Source organism: Rhodopseudomonas palustris, from assembly GCF_003031265.1.
Taxonomy (GTDB): Bacteria; Pseudomonadota; Alphaproteobacteria; order Rhizobiales; family Xanthobacteraceae; genus Rhodopseudomonas; species Rhodopseudomonas palustris_H.
The window spans coordinates 122,349-142,825 of the sequence record NZ_CP019966.1 but is presented as its reverse complement, the minus strand read 5'-3'; the positions used below and the strand labels follow the sequence as shown (position 1 = coordinate 142,825).

At 66.2% G+C, this 20,477-nt stretch carries 20 protein-coding genes; 10 read left to right on the top strand and 10 right to left on the bottom strand.

Annotated features, from left to right (window positions below):
- Positions 1–11: 11 nt before the first annotated feature.
- Genes RPPS3_RS00645 through RPPS3_RS00635 form a run of 3 tightly spaced genes read left to right on the top strand, consistent with a single transcriptional unit; the run spans position 12 to position 2,465 of the window.
- Positions 12–1,010 carry an ABC transporter substrate-binding protein gene (locus RPPS3_RS00645; protein ID WP_107342388.1) on the top strand — a complete coding sequence of 333 codons (999 nt, stop codon included), beginning with the start codon at positions 12–14 and terminating at the stop codon, positions 1,008–1,010.
- Positions 1,000–1,773 carry an ABC transporter permease gene (locus tag RPPS3_RS00640; RefSeq protein WP_107342387.1) on the top strand — a complete coding sequence of 258 codons (774 nt, stop codon included), beginning with the start codon at positions 1,000–1,002 and terminating at the stop codon, positions 1,771–1,773. The genes RPPS3_RS00645 and RPPS3_RS00640 overlap by 11 nt, the downstream gene beginning before the upstream one ends.
- A complete protein-coding gene (locus RPPS3_RS00635; RefSeq protein ID WP_107342386.1) occupies positions 1,770–2,465 on the top strand; it encodes an ABC transporter ATP-binding protein in 696 nt (231 codons plus the stop codon). The genes RPPS3_RS00640 and RPPS3_RS00635 overlap by 4 nt, the downstream gene beginning before the upstream one ends.
- 5 nt (positions 2,466–2,470) lie before the next feature.
- Here the strand turns inward: RPPS3_RS00635 and RPPS3_RS00630 are convergent, their stop codons facing one another.
- A complete protein-coding gene (locus tag RPPS3_RS00630) occupies positions 2,471–3,349 on the bottom strand; it encodes a LysR family transcriptional regulator (RefSeq protein ID WP_107342385.1) in 879 nt (292 codons plus the stop codon).
- Between the two features lie 127 nt (positions 3,350–3,476).
- On the opposite strand from RPPS3_RS00630, the gene RPPS3_RS00625 reads away from it, so the two are divergent.
- The 6 genes from RPPS3_RS00625 (at position 3,477) to RPPS3_RS00600 (ending at position 9,440) form a co-directional block, all read left to right on the top strand.
- A complete protein-coding gene (locus RPPS3_RS00625; protein WP_107342384.1) occupies positions 3,477–4,631 on the top strand; it encodes an ABC transporter ATP-binding protein in 1,155 nt (384 codons plus the stop codon).
- On the top strand, positions 4,624–5,583 hold the full coding sequence (locus RPPS3_RS00620) for a carbohydrate ABC transporter permease (RefSeq protein ID WP_107342383.1): 960 nt from the start codon (positions 4,624–4,626) through the stop codon (positions 5,581–5,583). Before RPPS3_RS00625 ends, RPPS3_RS00620 begins: the two co-directional genes overlap by 8 nt.
- Positions 5,580–6,416, top strand: coding sequence for a carbohydrate ABC transporter permease (locus tag RPPS3_RS00615; RefSeq protein WP_107342382.1), 837 nt, complete (start codon positions 5,580–5,582; stop codon positions 6,414–6,416). Before RPPS3_RS00620 ends, RPPS3_RS00615 begins: the two co-directional genes overlap by 4 nt.
- Positions 6,417–6,445: 29 nt before the next feature.
- Positions 6,446–7,726 (top strand): ABC transporter substrate-binding protein, encoded by a 1,281-nt coding sequence (locus RPPS3_RS00610; RefSeq protein ID WP_107342381.1) that lies wholly within the window; start codon positions 6,446–6,448, stop codon positions 7,724–7,726.
- A gap of 68 nt (positions 7,727–7,794) precedes the next feature.
- Positions 7,795–8,619: a metallophosphoesterase gene (locus tag RPPS3_RS00605; RefSeq protein ID WP_107342380.1), complete on the top strand. Its 825-nt coding sequence runs from the start codon at positions 7,795–7,797 to the stop codon at positions 8,617–8,619.
- Complete coding sequence (locus tag RPPS3_RS00600; RefSeq protein ID WP_107342379.1) at positions 8,616–9,440, top strand: phosphodiesterase; 825 nt, start codon at positions 8,616–8,618, stop codon at positions 9,438–9,440. Before RPPS3_RS00605 ends, RPPS3_RS00600 begins: the two co-directional genes overlap by 4 nt.
- A gap of 6 nt (positions 9,441–9,446) precedes the next feature.
- On the opposite strand, the gene RPPS3_RS00595 is transcribed toward RPPS3_RS00600, so the two are convergent.
- The 7 genes from RPPS3_RS00595 to rfbB form a co-directional block, all read right to left on the bottom strand.
- Positions 9,447–11,087, bottom strand: a complete 1,641-nt coding sequence (locus RPPS3_RS00595; protein WP_107342378.1) for a potassium channel family protein — start codon at positions 11,085–11,087, stop codon at positions 9,447–9,449.
- Entirely contained in the window at positions 11,080–13,359 is a 2,280-nt protein-coding gene (locus RPPS3_RS00590; protein ID WP_107342377.1) for an ATP-binding protein, read from the bottom strand. The genes RPPS3_RS00595 and RPPS3_RS00590 overlap by 8 nt, the downstream gene beginning before the upstream one ends.
- A gap of 90 nt (positions 13,360–13,449) precedes the next feature.
- Positions 13,450–14,340, bottom strand: a complete 891-nt coding sequence (locus tag RPPS3_RS00585; RefSeq protein ID WP_107342376.1) for a hypothetical protein — start codon at positions 14,338–14,340, stop codon at positions 13,450–13,452.
- Positions 14,341–14,432: 92 nt separating this feature from the next.
- A complete protein-coding gene (gene rfbA / locus RPPS3_RS00580; RefSeq protein WP_107342375.1) occupies positions 14,433–15,308 on the bottom strand; it encodes a glucose-1-phosphate thymidylyltransferase RfbA in 876 nt (291 codons plus the stop codon).
- Position 15,309: 1 nt separating this feature from the next.
- The gene (gene rfbD, locus RPPS3_RS00575) at positions 15,310–16,203 is read right to left on the bottom strand and encodes a dTDP-4-dehydrorhamnose reductase (protein WP_107342374.1); all 894 of its coding nucleotides are present in this window, start codon (positions 16,201–16,203) and stop codon (positions 15,310–15,312) included.
- A 4-nt stretch (positions 16,204–16,207) separates the two neighbouring features.
- Positions 16,208–16,765 carry a dTDP-4-dehydrorhamnose 3,5-epimerase gene (gene rfbC / locus RPPS3_RS00570; RefSeq protein ID WP_107342373.1) on the bottom strand — a complete coding sequence of 186 codons (558 nt, stop codon included), beginning with the start codon at positions 16,763–16,765 and terminating at the stop codon, positions 16,208–16,210.
- Positions 16,766–16,790: 25 nt separating this feature from the next.
- Positions 16,791–17,852 (bottom strand): dTDP-glucose 4,6-dehydratase, encoded by a 1,062-nt coding sequence (rfbB, locus tag RPPS3_RS00565; RefSeq protein ID WP_107342372.1) that lies wholly within the window; start codon positions 17,850–17,852, stop codon positions 16,791–16,793.
- A gap of 384 nt (positions 17,853–18,236) precedes the next feature.
- On the opposite strand from rfbB, the gene RPPS3_RS00560 reads away from it, so the two are divergent.
- A complete protein-coding gene (locus RPPS3_RS00560; RefSeq protein WP_179906238.1) occupies positions 18,237–18,545 on the top strand; it encodes a hypothetical protein in 309 nt (102 codons plus the stop codon).
- 123 nt (positions 18,546–18,668) lie between these two features.
- Here RPPS3_RS00560 and RPPS3_RS00555 read toward each other — a convergent pair whose 3' ends face one another.
- Positions 18,669–20,063 carry an NAD(P)/FAD-dependent oxidoreductase gene (locus tag RPPS3_RS00555; RefSeq protein WP_107342370.1) on the bottom strand — a complete coding sequence of 465 codons (1,395 nt, stop codon included), beginning with the start codon at positions 20,061–20,063 and terminating at the stop codon, positions 18,669–18,671.
- Positions 20,060–20,467 (bottom strand): nuclear transport factor 2 family protein, encoded by a 408-nt coding sequence (locus RPPS3_RS00550; RefSeq protein WP_107342369.1) that lies wholly within the window; start codon positions 20,465–20,467, stop codon positions 20,060–20,062. The genes RPPS3_RS00555 and RPPS3_RS00550 overlap by 4 nt, the downstream gene beginning before the upstream one ends.
- Positions 20,468–20,477 lie beyond the last annotated feature (10 nt).

Here is a 20,477-nt window from a genome sequence, read left to right as displayed (position 1 = left end):
GAGCGCAAAGGATGGCGTCGCCACAGCACTTGGTCCCCACTCGGCGCGATGTGGTGCGCGGTCTTGCGGCACTGCCGGCGCTGGGGCTGACGCGGACGCGGACGTTCGCCGCGGAGCCGCTGACGTTGTGGGGGATTCCGGCGACGCCGTCGGCGCTGTTCGTTCGCGCCGTCGCGTCGGAGCGGCTGCAGCAGGCCGTGCCCGGGATTCGCTTTCAGCTCTGGAAGAGCACCGACCAGATGCGCGCGGGGATTGCGTCGGGACAGTTCCGGCTGTTCGCGACCTCGACCTACGCGGCGGCCAATTTCTTCAATCGCGGCGCCGGAACGCCGATGCTGAACGTCGTCACCTGGGGCGTGCTCTACGTGATGGCGCGCGATCCGGCCATCAGGTCGGTCGCCGATCTCGCCGGCCGCAGCATTCTGCTGTCGAACAAGAATGAAGCGCCCGATCTGTTGTTTCGACTGGTGCTGCGCTGGGCCGGACTCGATCCGGACCGCGACGTCCGCTGCGAATATGTCGGCTCGCCCGGCGAGGCGGTGCCGCTGTTTCTCGCCGGCCGCAGCGACGTCGCCGTGCTGCACGAGCCGGCCGCCACCACTGCGCTGCTCCGCGGCCAGCAGGAGGGCAAGCCGGTTTATCGGGTGTTGGATATCGCCGAACTCTATGGTCGCCACACCGGGCGCGGGCCTCGGATTCCGCAAGTCGGGCTCGCGGTCAGCACCGAGCTGCTGAACTCTCAGCCCGAGATCACCGCCGCCGTGCAGGCCGCTTGCGCTGAAGCGAGTAGCTGGATTGCGGCACATCCGCGCGAGGCCGCCGAGCTTGCTGCGCCGGCGCTCGGGCTGCCGGCCGAAGTGATCGCCGCGTCATTGCCGCATGTCCGCCTCGACGTCGTTCCGGCGCGGCAGGCGCGTGACGACATCGAAGCGTACTTCAAGAATCTCATGGAGCTCGATCCCGGCGTCGTCGGCGGCCGGCTGCCGGACGCAGCATTCTATGCGGGGTAACGCGCGGATCTCGTGGGCCTGGAGCCTCGTCGGCATCGCGCTGTTGCTGGCGCTGTGGGAGATTGGCCATCGGGCGTATGGGCCGCTGGTCCTTCCGGGGCTCGGCGACACGGTCTTGACGCTGTGGCGCATGATCCGGGCCGGGCAGGTCGGGCCGGCGCTACTCGAGACCGCCGGCAATGCCGGGCTCGGCTGGATCATCGGCGTGCTGATCGGCTCGTGTGCCGGGATGCTTGCCGGCCTGCGCGAAGAGGCGCAGCGCGCGCTGCAGCCGGTCGCGATCATCCTGCTCGGGGTGCCGGCGATCGCCTGGGTGGTGATGGCGCTGCTCTGGTTCGGCGGCCGCTGGGCGGTGGTGGTGACGGTTGCGGCCGCCACCGGGCCGATGCTGTTCGGCGCGGCGCTCGAGGGCATCCGCAGCCTGGACGGCACGCTGGCCCGGATGGCGCGGGTGTACCAGGTGCCGCTGTCGGCGCGGCTGACCGAAGTGTATGGGCCGCAGTTACTGAGCCATCTGTTCCCCGCGCTGGTGACGACGCTGGCGATGTCCTGGAAGGTCGCGGTGATGGCCGAGCTGCTCGCCGGCGCCGGCGGGATCGGCGATGGTCTGGCCACCGCGCGCGCTCATGTCGACACCGCCGAGACGATGGCCTGGGTGGTGGTCGTGGTTGGCGTGCTGATCGTGGTCGATGCCGGCGTGTTGCAGCCGCTGCAGCGCCGGCTATGGCTATGGCGCGACGACGAGCGGAGCGGTGGCCGATGAGCGGGCCGCTGCTGCAGTTCCGCGGTGTGCGGTTCGGCTATCAGGCGCCGGTGCTGCGCGGCATCGATTTTGACGTCGTGGCAGGTTCGATCACCGCGGTGATGGGGCCGTCCGGAAGCGGCAAGAGTACGCTGCTGGCGCTCGCCGCGGGGCTCTTGATGCCGGACGACGGCGCCGTGCATCGCCGCAGTACGCGGCTCGGCATGGTGTTTCAGGACCCCGCGTTGCTGCCGTGGCGCAGCGCGCTCGACAACGTGGCGTTTCCGCTGATCGCGCTCGGCTTGCCGAATGGCGAGCGCCGCGAGCGCGCACGCGCGATGCTCGCGAACGTAGGCCTCTCGGGCGACGATGCCGGCAAATATCCGCGCCAGCTCTCCGGCGGCATGCGGCAGCGCGTAGCGCTGGCGCGCGCGTTGGTGATCGAGCCGGATCTGCTCCTCTGCGACGAGCCGTTCAGTGCGCTCGACGCGCTGGTGCGCGCCGAGCTGTGGCGGATCGTACGGGACATCCATGCGCGCAGCGGCTTGACGATGCTGATCGTCACCCATGACGGCCCAGAGGCGATGCAATGCGATCGTCTCGCCATCCTGTCGGCAGGCCGCCTCGAACAAGTCGGTGCGCCAGCCGAAATCCTGCGTCATCCGGCCAGCGACGTCGTGCGAACTTTCGTGGCGGCCGCCACCGGCAGCTGACCGCCTCACTCACGCGGCGGCGAATGCGCGCCGTTGGCGAGGAAGAACAGTTCGACCAGCCGCCCCTTCTTGCCGGACAGCGCGAAGATGCACTCCGGCGATTCGGCGTCAAGTTCGGCGATCGGCACCTTGGCGATGCGATCGACCCGGCTGGAGCCGTGCTCCCACATGAAGCCGACACCGAGATGGTTGGCGACCGCCTCCAGCATGCCTTCGCGGGTGTTGACCACGATCGACGGGACCGGACGCAGCCCGGCAGTGCGGAATGCGCGATCGACGGCGCGCTGTGTTGAAGAATCGCGGGTGCGGAACACCAGCGGATAGCGCATCAGCTCGGCGATCGTGATCTGCGGTTTCTTCCTCAGCGGATGGCTCGGATGACACAGCGCCACGACGCGCTGCTCCAGGCAGATCTCGCGGCGGAAGCGCCGGTCGGCCGGCACGTCCGGCAGCACGCCGATATCGACGCGCTGATCGACCACGGCGGCGACAATCGTCGACCAGCTTCCGATTTCGATCGCGACCTGCACCTTGGGGTACATCTGCTTGAAGGTTGCGATCAGCGCCATGCCGGGCATCGAGTTGCCGAGCCCGACGCGGAGTTCGCCGCCGGCCAGCTCCTCGCGCTGCGACAGGATCGACAGCGCGTCGGTCTCCACCGCCTGCATCCGGCTGGTGGCGCCGTAGAGCTGCCGGCACAGCGAGGTCGGAATCAGATTGGCGCCGTGGCGCTCGAACAGCGTCACGCCGAACTCGCCTTCGAGTTCGCGCACCGATTGCGCCACCGCCGATTGTGTCACGCCGATCCGCCGCGCCGCGGCTGCAAAGCTGCCGGCATCGAACACGGCGTTGACGGCACGCACCCGCGCCGACGTCAGAGCCATCCCGCTCGCTTCTCCGCCTCACCAGGAAACCTGGTGAGGGTCATAAGCCAAGCTGCTGACCGTTATGTGACTGTCAGACGCTGCCCTTAACCCTGTGCCGCATCGCAACGAGGCCAGGGGACAGGTGATGGCGAAGATCGAGCTCAGCGCGATCCGCAAATCGTTCGGCGACACCGAAGTCCTCAAGGGCGTCGATCTGTCGATCCACGACGGTGAGTTCGTGTCGCTGGTCGGCCCGAGCGGCGCCGGCAAGTCGACGCTGCTGCGGGTGATCGCCGGGCTGGAGCCGCAGAGCTCCGGCGAAGTGAAGATCGGCGGCGTTGCGGTCGATCACGTCCGGCCGAGCGCGCGTAACCTCGCGATGGTGTTTCAATCCTACGCGCTGTACCCGCATCTGTCGGTGTTCGACAACATCGCGGTGCCGCTGCGGATGAAGCGTCTGTCGGCGCTGGAGCGGGCGCCGCTGCTGGGCCGGCTGATCCCGAACCGCTACCGGGTCGAGCGCAGTATCCGCGCCGATGTCGAGCGCGTCGCGTCGCAGCTCGAGATCTCGCCGCTGCTGACACGAAAGCCCGGGCAGCTCTCCGGCGGCCAGCGCCAGCGCGTCGCGGTCGGCCGCGCTTTGGTGCGCGAGCCGGTCGGCTTCCTGTTCGACGAGCCGCTGTCCAATCTCGACGCCAAACTCCGCGTGCATATGCGCGCCGAGATCGCGCAGCTGCATCGCCGGCTGAAAGCGACTTTTGTCTACGTCACGCATGATCAGGCCGAGGCGATGACGATGTCCGGCCGGATCGCCGTGATGATCGGCGGGGAGCTTGTTCAGGTTGGCACGCCGAGCGATGTCTACGACAATCCGCGCGATATCCGCGTCGCCGAATTCATCGGCAGCCCGAAGATCAACGTGCTGCCGGGTGCGGTGCAGACCGACGGCCGCATCGTGATGCTCGATCGCGTGCTGGCTGCTCGCGCCACGGCGAGCGCCGGTCCCTGCCGTGTTGCGATCCGGCCGGAGCGTCTGAGCCTCGGCGGCGGCGATTTGTCCGGCGTCGTCGTGCACGTCGAGAACATGGGGGCCGAAGCGTTCGTGCATCTCGGCTGCGACGGGCTGACCGATCCGGTGGTGATCCGGCTCGAGGATCCCCTGCGGCTGCCGGCGATCGGCAGCACCCAGCGGTTCGGTTTTGCGCCCGAAGCGATCCGGCTGTTCGACGCTGCCGGCAAGCGCATTGCGATCCGCACTGAAGCTTCGGTCGAGATAATCCGGGAGGTGGCTCATGTCTGAGGTCACCATGTCCGATGCCGCGGTCGCGCTACGCGATCTCGATGTCCCGGCGACCGCGCGCGCTTTGGCCAAGCCGCGTCGTCGCGGTCGCGGCGCCGTCGCCTACGGGCTTGTCGCGCCGGCGTTCACGCTGATGCTGCTGATGCTGCTCGGTCCGCTCGCCGGCGTCATCGCGCTGTCGTTCACCGATTATCAGCTCGGCGCGCCGTCGTTCGCCTGGATCGGCCTCGCCAATTATCAGCAGCTGTTCGCCGACCGGGTGTTCTGGATCTCGCTGACCAATACGCTGACCTATGCGGTGATCGTGGTGCCGGGCTCGGTCGCGCTCGGCCTCGGCGTGGCGATGCTGATCGAGAGCGGCACGCATCTCCGTGCCTTCTATCGCACCATCTACTTCCTGCCGGTGATGGCGACCCTGATCGCGATGGCGATCGTGTGGGAGTTCATGCTGCATCCGCAGTTCGGTCTGGTGAACGGGCTGATCAAGATGGTGGGCCTCGCGCCGCATCCCTGGCTGCAGGATCGCGGCACCGCGCTGTACGCGCTGTGCGCGATCGGGATCTGGCAGGCGGTCGGCTTCAACATGGTGCTGTTCCTCGCCGGGCTGATGTCGATCCCGAAGCATCTCTATGACGCTGCTGAGATCGATGGTGCCGCGAGTGCGTGGTCCCGGTTCCGGCTGGTGACGTGGCCGATGCTCGGGCCGGTGACGCTGTTCGTGGTGGTGATCACCGGCATCCGGTCGTTTCAGGTGTTCGACACCGTCCACGTCCTCACCAAGGGCGGACCGTCAAAATCCACCGAGGTGCTGATCCACACCATGTACATGGAAGGCTTCGAGTTCTTCCGCTCCGGCTATGCCGCCGCGGTGACCGTGGTGTTTCTCGGCCTGGTGCTGCTGCTGACCTTGGTGAAGTCGCGGCTCGCCGCCAAGCAGGTGCACTACGCATGAGCGCCGCGCGACGAAGCCTGATCCGCTCGAGCTTTCGCCACGCCGCTCTAATGTTCGGCGCGGTGTTGATGCTGGCGCCGTTCGTCTGGATGCTATCGACCGCGTCGAAGCCGCCGGACGAAATCTACTCCAGCGATCTGCATCTGATCCCGCGCCATTTCGCGCTGTGGGACAACCTCCGCACCGCGTTCGGCAAGGCCGATCTCGGCCGCTTCCTGCTCAACGGCGTGATCGTCACGGTTGCGATCTTCACCTGCCAGGTGCTGATCGCACTGCCGGCCGCCTATGCGCTCGCCAAGCTGCGCTTCATGGGGCGCAAGGCGCTGTTCGCGCTGGTGCTGTTCGGCATCCTGATCCCGCCGCAGGCGACCGCGATCCCGGTGTTCCTGCTGCTGCATCAGCTCGGTGCGCTCGACAGCTACGCGGCGCTGGTGCTGCCGTTCACCATCTCGGTGTTCGGCATCTTTCTGATGCGGCAGTTCTTCATGACCGTGCCGGACGATCTGCTGGACGCCGCGCGGATGGACGGGATGTCGGAGTTCGCGATCGTCTGGCGGGTGATGCTGCCGACCGCGATCCCGGCCGTCACGGCGTTCGGCATCTTCTCGGTGGTGGCGCACTGGAACGACTATTTCTGGCCGCTGATCGTGCTCAACAGCCAGCAGTATTACACGCCGCCGCTCGCGGTGGCGCATTTCCGCAATGCCGAAGCGGGCACCTCTTACGGCCCGCTGATGGCTGCGGCGCTGGTGATCATCACGCCACTGGTGATCGCGTTCCTGCTGGCGCAGCGCCGCTTCATCGAAGGCATCACGCTGACCGGACTGAAATAACCCGCATCGACCCGAACAGGAGACTTCGCATGATGAAGAGATGGATCGCCGCAGCCGCGCTGTCGCTGGTTGCCGGATTCGCCCACGCCCAGCAGCAGACCGAGGTGGTGCTGCAATATCCCTATCCGGAGCTGTTCACCGAGACCCACAAGCGGATCGCCGAAGAATTCGCCAAGGTGCATCCGGAGATCAAGGTGACGTTCCGGGCGCCTTACGAGTCGTATGAAGAGGCCACCCAGAAGGTGCTGCGCGAGGCGGTGACCAATCAGCTGCCGGACGTCACCTTCCAGGGCCTGAACCGCATCCGCGTGTTGGTCGACAAGACCATTCCGGCGCCGCTCGACGGCTACATCGCGGCCGAGAAGGATTTCGACAAGCAGGGCTTCCATCAGGCGATGTACGACATCGGCACCGCCAGCGGCAAAGTCTATGCGCTGCCGTTCGCGATCTCGCTGCCGATCGTCTATGTCAATCTCGACCTAGTGAAGCAGGCCGGCGGCGACGTCAATAATCTGCCGACCACCTGGGACGGCCTGTTGGATCTGGCCAAGAAGGTCAAGGCACTCGGCCCCGACACCAACGGCATCAGCTACGCCTGGGACATCACCGGCAACTGGCTGTGGCAGGCGCCGGTGTTCGCCCGCGGCGGCACCATGCTCAACGCCGACGAAACCAAGGTGGCGTTCGACGGCCCCGAAGGCCAGTTCGCGATGCGTACCATCGCCCGTCTGGTCACCGAAGGCGGCATGCCGAATCTCGACCAGCCGTCGATGCGCGCCACCTTTGCGGCCGGCAAGACCGGCATCCACATCACCTCGACTTCGGACCTGAAGAAGACCACCGACATGATCGGCGGCAAGTTCGCGCTGAAGACCATCGCGTTCCCGGACGTGGTCAAGCCGAACGGCCGTCTGCCGGCCGGCGGCAATGTCGTGCTGATCACCGCCAAGGATAAGGCCAAGCGCGACGCTGCCTGGGAAGTGGTGAAGTTCTGGACCGGTCCGAAGGGCGCGGCGATCATGGCCGAGACCACCGGCTACATGCCGCCCAACAAGGTCGCCAACGACGTCTATCTGAAGGACTTCTACGCCAACAACCCGAACAACTACACCGCCGTCAGCCAGCTTGCGCTGCTGACCAAGTGGTACGCGTTCCCGGGCGACAACGGCCTGAAGATCACCGACGTGATCAAGGACCATCTCAACTCGGTCGTCTCCGGCGCCCGCGCCAAGGAGCCGGATGCGGTGCTGGCCGACATGACCCGCGACGTCCAGAACCTGCTGCCGAAGACCGTCGGCGCCGCCAAGTAAACGCGCCCTTCAGCCTGCGACGGAGTGCTCCTGTGCGCTCCGTCGCCTTTGTCTTTCGGGAGCGGGCCATGAAACTGATTCACCTCAGCGACATCCACCTCACCACCCCGGGCGGCACGATCGGTGGCCGCAATCCGCGGCTGAATTTCGAGCGGGCGCTCACCCATATCCTGCGCGACCATCACGATGCCGAGCTGATGGTGATCACCGGCGATCTGTCGGATTGGGGCGACGGCGACGACTATGACTGGCTGAAGGCGCAGCTTGACGCGTTCCCGATTCCGGTGCGGCTGTGTATCGGCAATCACGATCGCCGCGAGAATTTCCTGAGCGTGTTTCCGGACTATGCCGACGAGTACGGCCTGGTGCAGGGCGTGGTCGACACCCCGGCCGGCCGTTGCCTGCTGCTCGACACCGCCGAAGCCGGCACCCATGCGGGTCGCTATTGCGAGACGCGCAGGGCGTGGTTGACCCGGCAACTCGCCGAACACCCCGGGCCGTTCCTGCTGTTCATGCATCACAATCCGATGCCGACGCATCTCGGCCCGATGGACCAGATCGGGCTGCTGGACGATGGCGCGTTTCGCCAGATCGTCGGCCGGCATCGCGACCGCATCCGCCACATCTTCTTCGGCCATTGCCATCTGCCGCTGGCCGGCTCGGTCGCCGGCGTGCCGGTCAGCTCACTGCGCGGCACCAACCATGCCAGCTATCCGCTGTTCTCGGAGCACCGGATGCTGAGCGCCTCCGACCTGCCGGAGTCCTACGGCGTGGTGTTCTTCGGCGACGACTACGTCACCGTTCACATGGTCGAGTTCGGCTACACCGGCGAGATCCGGGTCGAGGGCTCGCCCGACTACAACGCCTGGAACAGGGAGACCATGCTGCGATGAAGTTCGTCGTTCTCACCGATACGCATTTCGTCGCCCGCGGCAGCCGCATCTACGGGCTCGATCCGGCCGAGCGGCTCACCGCCGCGGTGGCGCGGATCAACCGCGAGCATCCCGACATCGCGTTCGTGATCGTCACCGGCGATCTGGCGCATTGGGGCGAGGAGCCGGCCTACGACAATCTGGCTTCGGTGCTGGCGGGATTGCGCGCGCCGACCATCCTGATGATGGGCAATCACGACAAGCGGGACGCCTTCGCCAAATTCTTCCCCGGCGTGCCGCGCGATGCCAACGGCTTCGTGCAGACCATGCAGGTGTTCGAGGCGGCGACGATCGTCACGCTCGACACGCTGAATGAAGCCGCGCCGAACCACGAGGGGCTGTTGTGCGAGGCGCGGCTGGCGTTCCTCGAACACGCACTGGCGGAAGCGCCGGCCGACCGGCCTCTGCTGCTGTTCCAGCATCACCCGCCGTTCGACACCGGCTTGCGCTACATGGATACGATCCGGCTCGCCAATCCGGATGCGGAGTGGGAGGTGATCGCCCGCACCCGCAAGCCGGACTATCTGTTCATGGGGCATCTGCACCGGCCGATCTCGGGCGTGTGGCGCGGCATCCCGTATCACATCCAGCGCGGCCTGGCGCATCAGGTTGCGTTCGATCTGGTGGCCGAGGGCCATATCCCCGGCTCGCACGAGCCGCCGGACTACGCCCATGTCAGCGTCGAAGCGGATCGCATTGTGATCCACCAGTGCTCGTTCATGTATGATGGGCCGCTGTTCTCGCTGCACGACAGCGTTGCGCTGCATCGCGTCTCGTTCTGACGCGCCTCAGTGGCCTCCGAGCCGCCGCTGCTGTGTTGCGCCGGCGGCTGCGGAGCCGACGCACAGCAGCGTGTCGCCGGGCTGCAGCACGACATCGTCTGCGGGCGTCTCGATCGTGCGGCCGCTTCGGATCAGCCGCAACACGATCGCCCGCCGCCGTAGTGGGTGCGCGGCGTCCTGGTGCTCCGGATCGACGCAAAGCTCCGCCACCGTCACCGGCTGTTTCAGCGCGCCGTCGCTGCCGACGAGGTTCGGTGCGTGGTCGGTGTCAAGCACCGTGCTCCAGAACTGCGGCGTGTCGTTGCCGAGCGCGGCGCGCAGCCGCTCCGACAGGGTGAACGCCCAGAACGCATCCTGGTGACGTGCGGCTTCGAGGAAGTCCGCCAGCAGCGGCGTGCGCAGCGCGGCCAGACACTGATTGGCGATGATCTCGCTCGGCACCATGGTGATGTCGGCGCCGAGCTTGGCGAACAGCATCCGGCTGCTACGCTGGTTCTGCCGGGCGATCACGAAGATCTCGGGCTTCAGCCGCCGCGCCGCCAGCGCGATCGCCAGATTCTCGGCATCATCGTCGGTACCCGCGACGACACCTGACGCATGGCCGATGCCGGCCTCGTGCAGCGCCGCAACATCGGCGCCGCGGCCGTGGACGGCGTGATGACCGTCGACCCGTGAGCCGACCGGATCGATCACTGCCGCGGTGAAGCCGCCGCGCTGCACGGCGGCCACGACTTCGCGGCCGAACCGGCCGTAGCCGCAGACGATCCAATGGCCCGGCGCCGCAGGCATCCGCGCCGGCGCGCTCGGAAACAGATAGGCGCCGGGTGCGCTGGTCAGCCAGGCGATCAGCCGGTAGACGTCCGGGGCCCGCATCGCCAGCGTCAGGTGTTCGGCGAATTCGCGGAATGGATTGATCACCCGGTGCGTGCCGAGCGAACTCATCGACGCCGCCGTTGCTTGGGTATCGGCGCGGCCGATCACCGGCAGGCCCGGTCGCAGGATCGACGCCGCGATCGCGACCGCGAGGTTGACCTCGTCGTCGTTGCACAGCGTCAGCACGCCGCTGCATTCGGGCTTCATCAGGCCGGCGGCGGTCAGGATTTCGGGCGAACGGGCATCGGCGACCAGCGCCGGCGCTTTGCCGTTCAGCCCCTCGATCTCGAGTTGCTGTACCGAGCGTTCGTCCTTGTCGATCGCGATCAGCCGGCAGCCGAGCTGGTGCAGCGCGTGCACCACGGTCATGCCGGTGTCGCCAAGCCCGCACACCAGATAGAACGGCTGATCGAGCTTCTCGACCGCGCGGCGAAACCGGCGGTCGACCAGCGCCTGCTGAAACGCCTTCTCCTGAACCAGGCTCAGCAGCGAACCGAGTAGCCATGCCCAGCCGATCACCGACAGATAGATGATGATGGTGACGAAGCCGCGCTGCTGGTCGGTGAACGGATGCGGCAGCTCGCCGAAGCCGATCGTCGTCGCCGTATAGGTGACAAAGTAGAACGCCTCGAACAGCGTCATCCGCCACGGGCGTCCATCGGCATCGATCCCCGGGATCAGCATCAGGCCGAGTGTCGACAACGTAAACACCAGCGCCAGCAGGATCAGCGGCGGGCGCAGCCGCGACAGCCCGAGGCGGACGATGCTACGCATCGCCCGGCTCCGCAGCGGGGGCGAGCGTGAAGTAGAACGTCGAGCCCTCGCCGGGGCGGGATTGCACCCAGATCCGCCCGCCGTGATGCGCCACGATCCGGCGCGTCATCGCGAGGCCGGCGCCGGCGCCCTCGGCCCGTTGCTCCGGCTGATCGACGCGGTGAAACATCTGGAAGATCAATTGCTGGTTGGCGTCGGCGATCCCGACGCCGTTGTCGCGCACATAGTAGCGCGGCGGCGGACCGTCCTCGACGCCGATTTCGATCCAGCGCTCCGGCTTGTCGTTGTAGCGGATCGCATTGCCGATCAGATTGGTGAAGACTTCGCCGATCCATTCGCGGTGGCCTTGCGCCGTGCCGAGCCGCGTCGGCCGGCGGACGTCGATGCGGTCTTCGGCGATCCGGCGCGCGAACGGCGCCAGGGCGTCATCGAGCACGGCGTCGAGGTCGACCGTCTCGGAGGCTGCTTCGCTGCCGCCCCGGCTGCGGTCGAGCAGCGCATCGACCAGCGCGTCCATCCGCTGCGTCAGTTTCAGGATGGTGGCGACCTGCTGGCGCCCTTCCTCATCCAGCACCTCGCCTTGGCGTCGGCGCAGCGAGGTGGTGAGATGGTGGATGCCGCGCAGATGTTCCTTGAGTTCGGCGGAGGCGACATCGGTGTAGCGGCTGAGCTCAGAATGCGATGCATCCAGCGCCCGATTGATACGCTCGATCCGGCCCTTGCGAGCCACGACGATCTCGGCGATCGCGGTGGCGAGCCGTGAGGCGGCGTCCTTTTCGTCGTCACGCCACGGCACCGCGCGGCCCTGCACGCTCTCCTTCCACAGCGCGAAGGAGTTGCGCGGCCGCAGCCGCTGCATCCCGTCGGCATCACTGATTTCGACCGGCTTGCGCGGGTCGCCGGCCCATTGCACATCCTCGATCTGCTCGGGCCGCAGCCAGGTGATCAGCATTGGCTGATCGGGCAGCGGCCGTACCGCCAAAACACCGCTCGCCTGTTTGGCGACGGCTTGCGCGGCGGAATCGAGGCCCGGCAGCCGATCAGTGGCGAACACCGGTGTGGCGCGATCGAGCAGCCGGTTCGTCAGTTCGCGCAGCGGCCCGGGGGCTGGTGTATCGCCTCGGGTTGCTAAGTCGCCGCCGGACAGCACCACAATGCCGCCGGCATCGATCATCGCATTCAGCAAATCGAGCGAGCCCGAGGTGCGTAACGCTGCGCCGACGTCGGCCTCGTTGGTCAGCAGGCGGGTGAGCTCGTCCGCGGCTGCCTTGCGGGCGCTGATCCGTTCGAACTGCTCGGCGTCCTCCTTGGCCGACATCAGCAGCGACAGCGTGTGGGCGAGAAATTCCGCCGCCATCCGCATTTGGTGCGAGATGTGGCGGGGCGCTGCATGATGCATCGCCGAGATCAGGCCCCAAAGCCGGCCTTCCTTCACCAGCGGCATCACCAGTGTCGATTGCACGCCCATGTTCTTCAGATAGCCGGTGTACATCACCGAGACGCTGCGCAGGCTCGCAAAGCTCATGTCGACCGGGCCGGTGACCAGCGGTGAGTTGGCGGCAAGCAGAGGTACCGGCGTGTAGCCGACATCCGGCAGATGCCGCACCCAGCTCAGTGCGAACAGCCGCCGCGCCGGCGCCGGGATGTCGGTCGCCGGATAATGCAGCCCGAGATATGGTTCGAGATCCTCGCGTCTCGCTTCGGCGATCACTTGGCCGCTGCCGTCTTCGGCAAAGCGATAGGCCATCACCCGGTCGTAGCCGGTGAAGGCGCGAATCCGCTCGACGGCGAGATCGAAGAACGGCTGCACGCCTTCGGTGGCTTGCAGCGCCGCGAGGTCGGCGCGGACTTCGGAGTACAGGTTCGAAGCTGCGCCGGCGGCTTCCGGTTCGGCTTTCTCGAATTCGAGGATGATCAGCCCGCCGCAGCGATGGGCGAACAGATGCCAGCCCTGGTCCGAGCCGAGGAAGGACTCCCGGGCGATGTTGACCGGTCCGCTGTCGAGCGGCATCCGGTGCAGCGAGCCGATCAGCTCGCGCCAGCCCGGCCCGAGCACGGCAGCGATCGGGGCGCCGATCACCGCTTCCGGCGGCTTGCCGATGAACGCCGCGCAATTGGCGCTGGCATGCAGCACGCGATCGGACTGCTCGTCGACCGTGAGCATTGCGCCGTGCGGCTGGATCGCTTCCGGATATTGCACCAGTTCGCGGTCGCAGCTCGACAGATCGACATTCCTGGCGGTGACGATGCCGCCGCTGTCGGCCTCACCCATCACGTCCTCGCTCGGCCTCCCGCCATCCGCTCAAGCATCCGCCCGACGGCACAGCTTGTGATGGTGCCGTGGCGGATGCTTTGACCCGGATCAGCGCGGCGGCAGGTTTCGCGCAGCTTCCAGATGCGGCGTCAGCAGGTCAACCACCACCCGGCGCTTGTCGCGCATGATCTCCGGCTCGCCCATCTGGCCGACTTCGTGCAGCCAGGTGCCGCACCATTGAAACGGCCCGTCATAGGTGGCGAGACCTTCCCGGTACGGCACGAAGCGCGACGGCGATTGCTGCAGCTTGGCAAGGTCGAGCTTGCTGTACAGCGGCCCCCAATTGCCGCCGCCGGTATCCAGGCCGAGGAACCAGTCCTGGCCGAAGTCGAGCGGCAGGTCGCGCACCGCGGAGAACCGCATCATGGTGAAACCGGCCCACAGAAACCATCGCTCGCTCGGTGGCTCGGTGGTGCGGACGTAGCCATAGACGTCCTGGGTGGCGAGCGGCGCGAACGGATCGTCCGGCGCGGTCGGAAACAGATCGTGGTCGAGCAGGCCGAACATCTCCGGCGCGCCCGGCCGGATGATGTTGTGCCAGATCCAGTTCAGCACGATGCCGTGCGAGCGGCTGCTCTTCTGCCACGGATTATCGGGCGCGCGCAGATAGGGGATGCCGTGAGTCTTGGCAATCCGTTCGATCTCGGCGGCGCGGTCGTCATCGGGCGAATTGTCGACCACGATGTAGATGGCATCGGGCACGAACAGCCGGATCAGCGGTATCTGCAGGTCGATCGCCTGCGGGTCCTGATACGCCACCGTGAACAGCGCGCGCCGGTCGGTGATCATCTTCGCCACCGCGGCGGGATCTCCCACCTTGGCGGGTTGCTGCCGATAGCGCCGATCGATCCGATTATACCGCGCGGTCTTCAGGCCCTGCGACAGCGGGCGCAGCCGCTTCCAGTCGGCGAGGGTGTATTCGGAGAGCTTCTTCGGCACGGCTAAGTCTCTGTTCTGTCGGGGGCGGCGCGCCCGCTGTCCTCAGCAGCTTCGCTCCGCCGGGGCAAGTCCGGATACACGGCTTGCGCCGCTCACGGGTTCGCCGCCAGCTTGAGCAGGTAGCCGCCGTAATTGCTCTTGGCGAGCGGCTGCGCCAGACGTTCGAGCTGGCGCGTATCGATCCATCCGAACCGGAAGGCGATCTCCTCGGGGCAGCAGATCTTGAAGCCCTGGCGCTTCTCGAGCACGCGCACGAACTCGCTGGCGTCGAGCAGGCTATCGGGCGTGCCGGTGTCGAGCCAGGCGAACCCCCGGCCCATCTTCTCGACCCGCAGCTTGCCGCGTTCCAAGTAGTCACGATTGACGTCGGTGATCTCGAGCTCGCCGCGTGCGGAGGGCTTCAGGTTCGCTGCGATCTCGACGACGTCCTGGTCGTAGAAATAAAGCCCGGTCACCGCCCAGTTCGAGCGGGGCTGTGCCGGCTTCTCCTCGATCGAACGCGCGACCTGATCGGTATCGAATTCGACGACGCCATAACGCTCCGGATCGCTGACCTGATAGGCGAACACCGTGGCGCCCTCCGGATGCTGGGCGGCGTTCTGCAGCAGAGGGATCAGGTCGTGGCCGTAGAACAAATTGTCGCCGAGCACTAAGGCGGACGGCTGGCCGGCCACGAAATCGGCGCCGATGATGAACGCCTGCGCCAGCCCTTCGGGCTTCGGCTGTTCGGCATAGCTGAACGACATGCCCCACGAGGCGCCGTCGCCGAGCAGTTGCTGGAATCGCGGCAGATCGGCGGGCGTCGAGATCACCAGGATGTCGCGGATGCCGGCCATCATCAGCGTGGCTAGCGGATAATAGATCAGCGGTTTGTCGTAGATCGGCATCAGTTGCTTCGACACCGCGGCCGTCATCGGATGCAGCCTTGTTCCGCTGCCACCAGCCAGAATGATACCTTTGGTGATCATGTCAGTTTGCGTCCTGCGCTAGCAGCCGCTCGATACACGGCTGCAGCGATTGCCGCCAGTGCGGCAGGCGAATGCCGTGAGCGGCGGCGAGCGCCGAGCCGTCGAGCCTGGAATTCGCCGGCCGCCTGGCGGGGGTCGGATACTCGGTGGTCGGAATCGGGATCACTTTCGCGGATGGTCCGCCGGCTGCTCGTGATGCGGCGAAAATCGCTTCGGCGAACTCGGCCCAGGTGGCGGTTGCGTCCGCAGTCATGTGGAAGATGCCGCGCAAATCGAAACGTGTTGGCTCCGCCCGCAGATTCCGGACGACGCCCAGCACCCCGTCGGCGATATCGAGCGCGCTGGTCGGGGAGCCGACCTGATCGCAGACCACCCGCACCTCATCGCGCTGCTGGGCCAGGGCCAGCATGGTGCGGACGAAATTCTTGCCGAACGGGCCATATACCCAGGAGGTCCGCAATACCGCGTAATCAGCAGTTGCTTCCGCCACGGCGCGCTCGCCGGCGAGCTTGCTGGCGCCGTAGACGCAGAGTGGGTTGGTCGGGTCGGTTTCGCGATACGGTCGCTCGCCGGTGCCGTCGAACACGTAGTCGGTCGATAGCTGCACAATTGGCACACCGAGCTTTGTGGCCGCGCGAGCGACGGCGCCTGCGCCCTCGGCGTTGATCGCATAAGCGAGGTCGGGCTCGCTTTCGGCCTGATCAACGGCCGTGTAGGCCGCGGCGTTGACCACCGCCTCCGGCTCGAGTGCGATCAATGCTGTTTCGATCTCGCTCGGGCGCGTCAGGTCAATCTCCGGCCGGGCCAGCAGGATGATCTCGGCATTTGTGCCTGCAGCGCGCTCGTGGAGCGCCTGCGCGACCTGACCGTGACGACCGGTGACGACGATCCGCATCGCGCTACTCGAAGTAGTTTGGCAGTGATGCGAAAGGTGGCAATTTCAGATCCTTGTCCGACAGCACGGCCTGATCGGCAGAGACAGGCCAATTCACGGCGAGATCGGGATCATTCCAGGCGATGCCGAGATCATGCGGCGGCGAATAGTAGTTGGTCACCTTGTAGGCTACCACCGTGTCGGGCTCGAGCGTGCAGAAGCCGTGGGCGAAGCCGATCGGAATCAGCAATTGCTTGCCGTCCTCGGCGGACAATTCCTCGGCGACCCACCGGCCATAGGTCGGCGATGAGCGGCGCAAATCGACTGCAACGTCGAGGATGCGGCCCTTCGCGACCCGCACCAGCTTGTCCTGCGCAAACGGCGCGCTCTGGAAATGCAGCCCGCGAACGGTGCCGACTGCCGCCGAAATCGATTGGTTGTCCTGGACGAATTCGAGTGCAATGCCGTGATCGACGAAGCGCTGCCTGTTGTAGGTTTCGGAAAACGTGCCCCGCGAATCCGCGAATGCTCTCGGCGTGATAATCTTCACCGCCTCGATCGCGGTGGACGTCACTGTCAGCATGACCCTGTTGTTGCTCCGTTCGCCGTTAGACCGCCACGCCGAGGCGCTCGCCGCGGTACACGCCTGAACGGACCCGCTCCCACCACGTCCGATTGTCGAGATACCACTGTACGGTCTGACGCAGGCCGTCGTCGAAACTGTAGCGCGCACGCCATCCGAGCTCGCGCTCGACCTTGCTGGCATCGATCGCATAGCGGGCGTCGTGACCGGGGCGGTCGGTGACGAAGCTGATCAGCTTTGTCCGTGATCCGATCGCCGCATCGGGTGCGAGTTCGTCGAGCAGGCGGCAGATCGCCTGCACGACTTCGAGGTTGGTGCGCTCGTTGCGTCCGCCGATATTGTAGCTTTCGCCGATCTCGCCGCGCTCGGCGGCGAGCAGCAGCGCATCGGCGTGATCCTCGACGTGCAGCCAGTCGCGAACGTTGGCGCCCGTGCCGTACACCGGGATCGCTTCGCCGTGCAACGCCTTGATGATCGCCAGCGGGATCAGCTTTTCTGGGAAATGATAGGGGCCGTAATTGTTGGAGCAGTTGGTGATCACCACCGGCAGGCCGTAGGTGTGGTGCCAGGCCCGCGCCAGATGGTCCGACCCCGCCTTCGAGGCGGAGTAGGGCGATTTCGGCTGATACGGCGTGTCTTCCCGGAACAGTCCTTCGGCACCTAGTGAACCGAACACCTCGTCGGTGGAGATGTGGTGAAAGCGGAAGCCGGACTTGCGGGCCGGTGGCAGGGAGCGCCAATGCGCCAGCGCCGCCTGCAGCAGCGAATAGGTGCCGACGATGTTGGTCTGGATGAAGTCGCCGGGACCGTCGATCGAGCGGTCGACATGGCTCTCCGCGGCAAGATGCATCACCACGTCGGGCGAAAATTCCTCGAACAGCAGCCGCATGGTGCTCTGCTCGACAATGTCGGCTCGGACGAACCGGAAGCGCGGATCGTCCGACACCGGCGCCAGCGAGTCGAGATTGCCCGCATAGGTCAGCTTGTCGACCACCAGCACCTCGTACAGGGTGGTCCCGATCAGCCGCCGGACCACCGCAGAGCCGATGAAGCCGGCTCCGCCGGTGACGAGAAAACGCTTTGTCATCAATATCCTGGAGCGTCGTTGTGGGCGCAATCTAGCGTTGGACCAGAACCTTGTCATTGGCCGGTTGGGCAGCAGATCAGTCTAGGTGGCTTCCGATGCCTACCGCCCCGGGATCTGTTCACACCTTCACCGCGAGCTGGTCACCGACGCCCGTTCCCTACCCAGGAGCTTCTGTCTGTTGCGGCACGGTATGTTCACGGAAAAGTTGCCGATTTCATGGTTCCAAGCGGGCATCTGATGCAAATCCGTCGCATTCGTGATTGACAATTTCTGCGTTGCGATAGACTAAAGTTTGCAGTGCCACGCCCCCTCGCTGCGGGGCCGCCGCGGGAGCCGCGAATGCTCCCGTTCAGATGGCAGCGGTCCAGGCAGAGGAGCAGCGCCTTGAGTTTCCTGAAGAAAGCCTTCTACCAAATCCCCGTCATCGGCTGGCTGGTGAAGGATGCCGCGCACGGCAGCCCGGAGGCGCCGTACTTCTTCCTGTTCAATGCCGTCGTGGTCGGCGCCGCGTTGATCTACACCTTTGGCTATCCGCTGGTGATCACCGTCGCGGTGGCCGGCGCGTTCGCCGGGATCGCTGGCCTGGTGGTGCTGACCGCTGGCGATGCTTTCGACAAGCGCGCCAAGCAGCCCGCAACCGACGTCCGCCGCGCCAAGACGGCGACGGTTCGGCCGCTCAAGAAGGCTGCCTGATCGGCATCTTGTCTCACCGGCGGCTTTCGTCGGCAGCTTCGAAATTCAAAAAATCCCGGCAGGTATGACCTGCCGGGATCTTTCATGGTCGCATCTGTTCGGTCAGGCCTGCCCTTGCGAGGTTTACGCCGCCTCGTCGCGGTAGTGATACCAGCGATACAGCATGCGCTGGCCGATCCGGCGGAACGGCGAGAAGCTGTGAGTCGGCAGCGGCGACGTGAAGATCGGCAGATCTTGGCCCTTGAAGCGCTGTCCGGCGATCATCTGCGCCATGCGGCGCCCGGCCTGGGCCGAATACGACACGCCGTTGCCGCCATAGCCGAGTGCGTAGACCAGCTTCTGCGCCGGATCGGGCTGGAAGATTCGCGGCATCATGTCGTGGCTGACGTCGACCCAGCCCCACCACGAGTAATCAATCTCGATGCCTTGCAGCGCCGGGAATTTGCGATGCAGGCCGTCGATCAGGAGCTGCAGGTGCTTGGGATGATCGGCGTCGGCGCCGGTGATCGACGAGCGGCTGCCGATCTGGATGCGGTTGTCCGGCAGCAGCCGGTAGTAATAACGCAGCGTGCGGGTATCGGTCAGTACCAACTTGGTCTTGAAGCCGGTGGCTTCGAGCTCGGCCGGAGTCAGCGGTCGGGTGACGATCGAGTTCGACAGGATCGGCATGCAGCGGCCGCGCAGCAGCGGCGTCAGTCCAGGCGCCGTGTAGGCGCCGGTGGCGATGCCGACCGCGCGCGCTTTCACGGTGCCGCCCGGAGTGCGGAGATAGAACGCGCCGCCGCGGTGTTCGATCTCGATCACCGGACTGCCCGGATGCACGGTGGCGCCGAGGTCGCGGGCCATCTGCTGATAACCGAAGGCGAGCTTGGCCGGATGCACGCCGGTGCCGCGGGGCTCCAGCGTCGCGCCGACCGCCTCGGCCTCGTTGACGTAGTCGCGGCGCAGCTCGTCGGCGGAGATCACCTTGGTGGGCTCACCGAACACCTCGCTCAGCACCTTGGCTTCGGCCGCAATCTTCTCGAAGTTGCGTGGGCGATGCGCAATGTAGAGGTGACCGCCGCGCTGCGGCTCGCTGTCGATAGGGCTCTGGCGGATCAGCTCTTCGAACGTCTCGAAGCCGTCGCTGACTTCGGCGTGCAGTTTCAGAGCGATATCGCGGCCCCAACGCTCGATCCATTGCGAGCGCGTCAACCGGCCGGCGGCATTCTGGCCCTGGCCACCGTTGCGCGTGCTGCAGCCCCAGGCGACGCGATTGGCTTCGAGCACCGCGGCCTTGATGCCATGCTCGCGTGCGAGGAACACGGCGGACGCCAGGCCGGTGAAGCCGGAGCCGACGATCGCCACATCGACATCGGTGTCACGGCTGATCGGGCCGTCGTCTTCCGGCAGCGGACCGCAGGTCGCGGTCCAGTAAGTCGGCGCGTAGTCGCGGTTGCGGCCGGGGCCTTCACTCACCAGAGGATCGTAATGCGGATCGTAGGCGGCGAGCGGCGGGGTCTTCACGGGCTTGTTCATGCCGATGCCCCCGCTGCCGGCAGCACCGGGCGATCCTTGCGGAAGGCGCTCTTGCTGAAGATCTTGTCGCCGCGGAAGCCGAACAGATCGACGCCCTCGGCCTCGATCTTGCCGCCGTCCTTGGTGGTGGCGCGGAAGATCCACTCGGAGATGCCGCGATCGCCGAACACGGCATGGCGGGTGCACTCCCAGCTCACATCCGGAAACGTCGTGAAGGTCGTCTCGAACGCAGCGCGGACATCGGCGGTGCCGACGATGCGGCGACCGCAAGCTTCGGGTCCGGCCGCGGCATCGAACACGATGTCGTCGGTCATCGCGGCCATCACCGCGGCGCCGTCGTGGCGGTTGAACGCGTCGAAGAGCTGATGCAGCGTCTGCAATCGCTGAGTATCGAGATCGGACATGTCGATTCCA

Excerpts from the sequence above, each read along its gene's own strand:
- RPPS3_RS00630 (WP_107342385.1), bottom strand. The coding sequence starts at position 3,349 with ATGGCTCTGACGTCGGCGCGGGTGCGTGCCGTCAACGCCGTGTTCGAT.
- RPPS3_RS00645 (WP_107342388.1), top strand. The coding sequence starts at position 12 with ATGGCGTCGCCACAGCACTTGGTCCCCACTCGGCGCGATGTGGTGCGC.
- RPPS3_RS00635 (WP_107342386.1), top strand. The coding sequence starts at position 1,770 with ATGAGCGGGCCGCTGCTGCAGTTCCGCGGTGTGCGGTTCGGCTATCAG.
- rfbC (WP_107342373.1), bottom strand. The coding sequence starts at position 16,765 with ATGCTGACAGTGACGTCCACCGCGATCGAGGCGGTGAAGATTATCACG.
- RPPS3_RS00640 (WP_107342387.1), top strand. The coding sequence starts at position 1,000 with ATGCGGGGTAACGCGCGGATCTCGTGGGCCTGGAGCCTCGTCGGCATC.
- RPPS3_RS00610 (WP_107342381.1), top strand. The coding sequence starts at position 6,446 with ATGATGAAGAGATGGATCGCCGCAGCCGCGCTGTCGCTGGTTGCCGGA.
- rfbD (WP_107342374.1), bottom strand. The coding sequence starts at position 16,203 with ATGCGGATCGTCGTCACCGGTCGTCACGGTCAGGTCGCGCAGGCGCTC.
- RPPS3_RS00550 (WP_107342369.1), bottom strand. The coding sequence starts at position 20,467 with ATGTCCGATCTCGATACTCAGCGATTGCAGACGCTGCATCAGCTCTTC.
- RPPS3_RS00620 (WP_107342383.1), top strand. The coding sequence starts at position 4,624 with ATGTCTGAGGTCACCATGTCCGATGCCGCGGTCGCGCTACGCGATCTC.
- RPPS3_RS00590 (WP_107342377.1), bottom strand. The coding sequence starts at position 13,359 with ATGGGTGAGGCCGACAGCGGCGGCATCGTCACCGCCAGGAATGTCGAT.
- rfbA (WP_107342375.1), bottom strand. The coding sequence starts at position 15,308 with ATGATCACCAAAGGTATCATTCTGGCTGGTGGCAGCGGAACAAGGCTG.
- RPPS3_RS00595 (WP_107342378.1), bottom strand. The coding sequence starts at position 11,087 with ATGCGTAGCATCGTCCGCCTCGGGCTGTCGCGGCTGCGCCCGCCGCTG.
- RPPS3_RS00555 (WP_107342370.1), bottom strand. The coding sequence starts at position 20,063 with ATGAACAAGCCCGTGAAGACCCCGCCGCTCGCCGCCTACGATCCGCAT.
- rfbB (WP_107342372.1), bottom strand. The coding sequence starts at position 17,852 with ATGACAAAGCGTTTTCTCGTCACCGGCGGAGCCGGCTTCATCGGCTCT.
- RPPS3_RS00605 (WP_107342380.1), top strand. The coding sequence starts at position 7,795 with ATGAAACTGATTCACCTCAGCGACATCCACCTCACCACCCCGGGCGGC.
- RPPS3_RS00625 (WP_107342384.1), top strand. The coding sequence starts at position 3,477 with ATGGCGAAGATCGAGCTCAGCGCGATCCGCAAATCGTTCGGCGACACC.
- RPPS3_RS00615 (WP_107342382.1), top strand. The coding sequence starts at position 5,580 with ATGAGCGCCGCGCGACGAAGCCTGATCCGCTCGAGCTTTCGCCACGCC.
- RPPS3_RS00600 (WP_107342379.1), top strand. The coding sequence starts at position 8,616 with ATGAAGTTCGTCGTTCTCACCGATACGCATTTCGTCGCCCGCGGCAGC.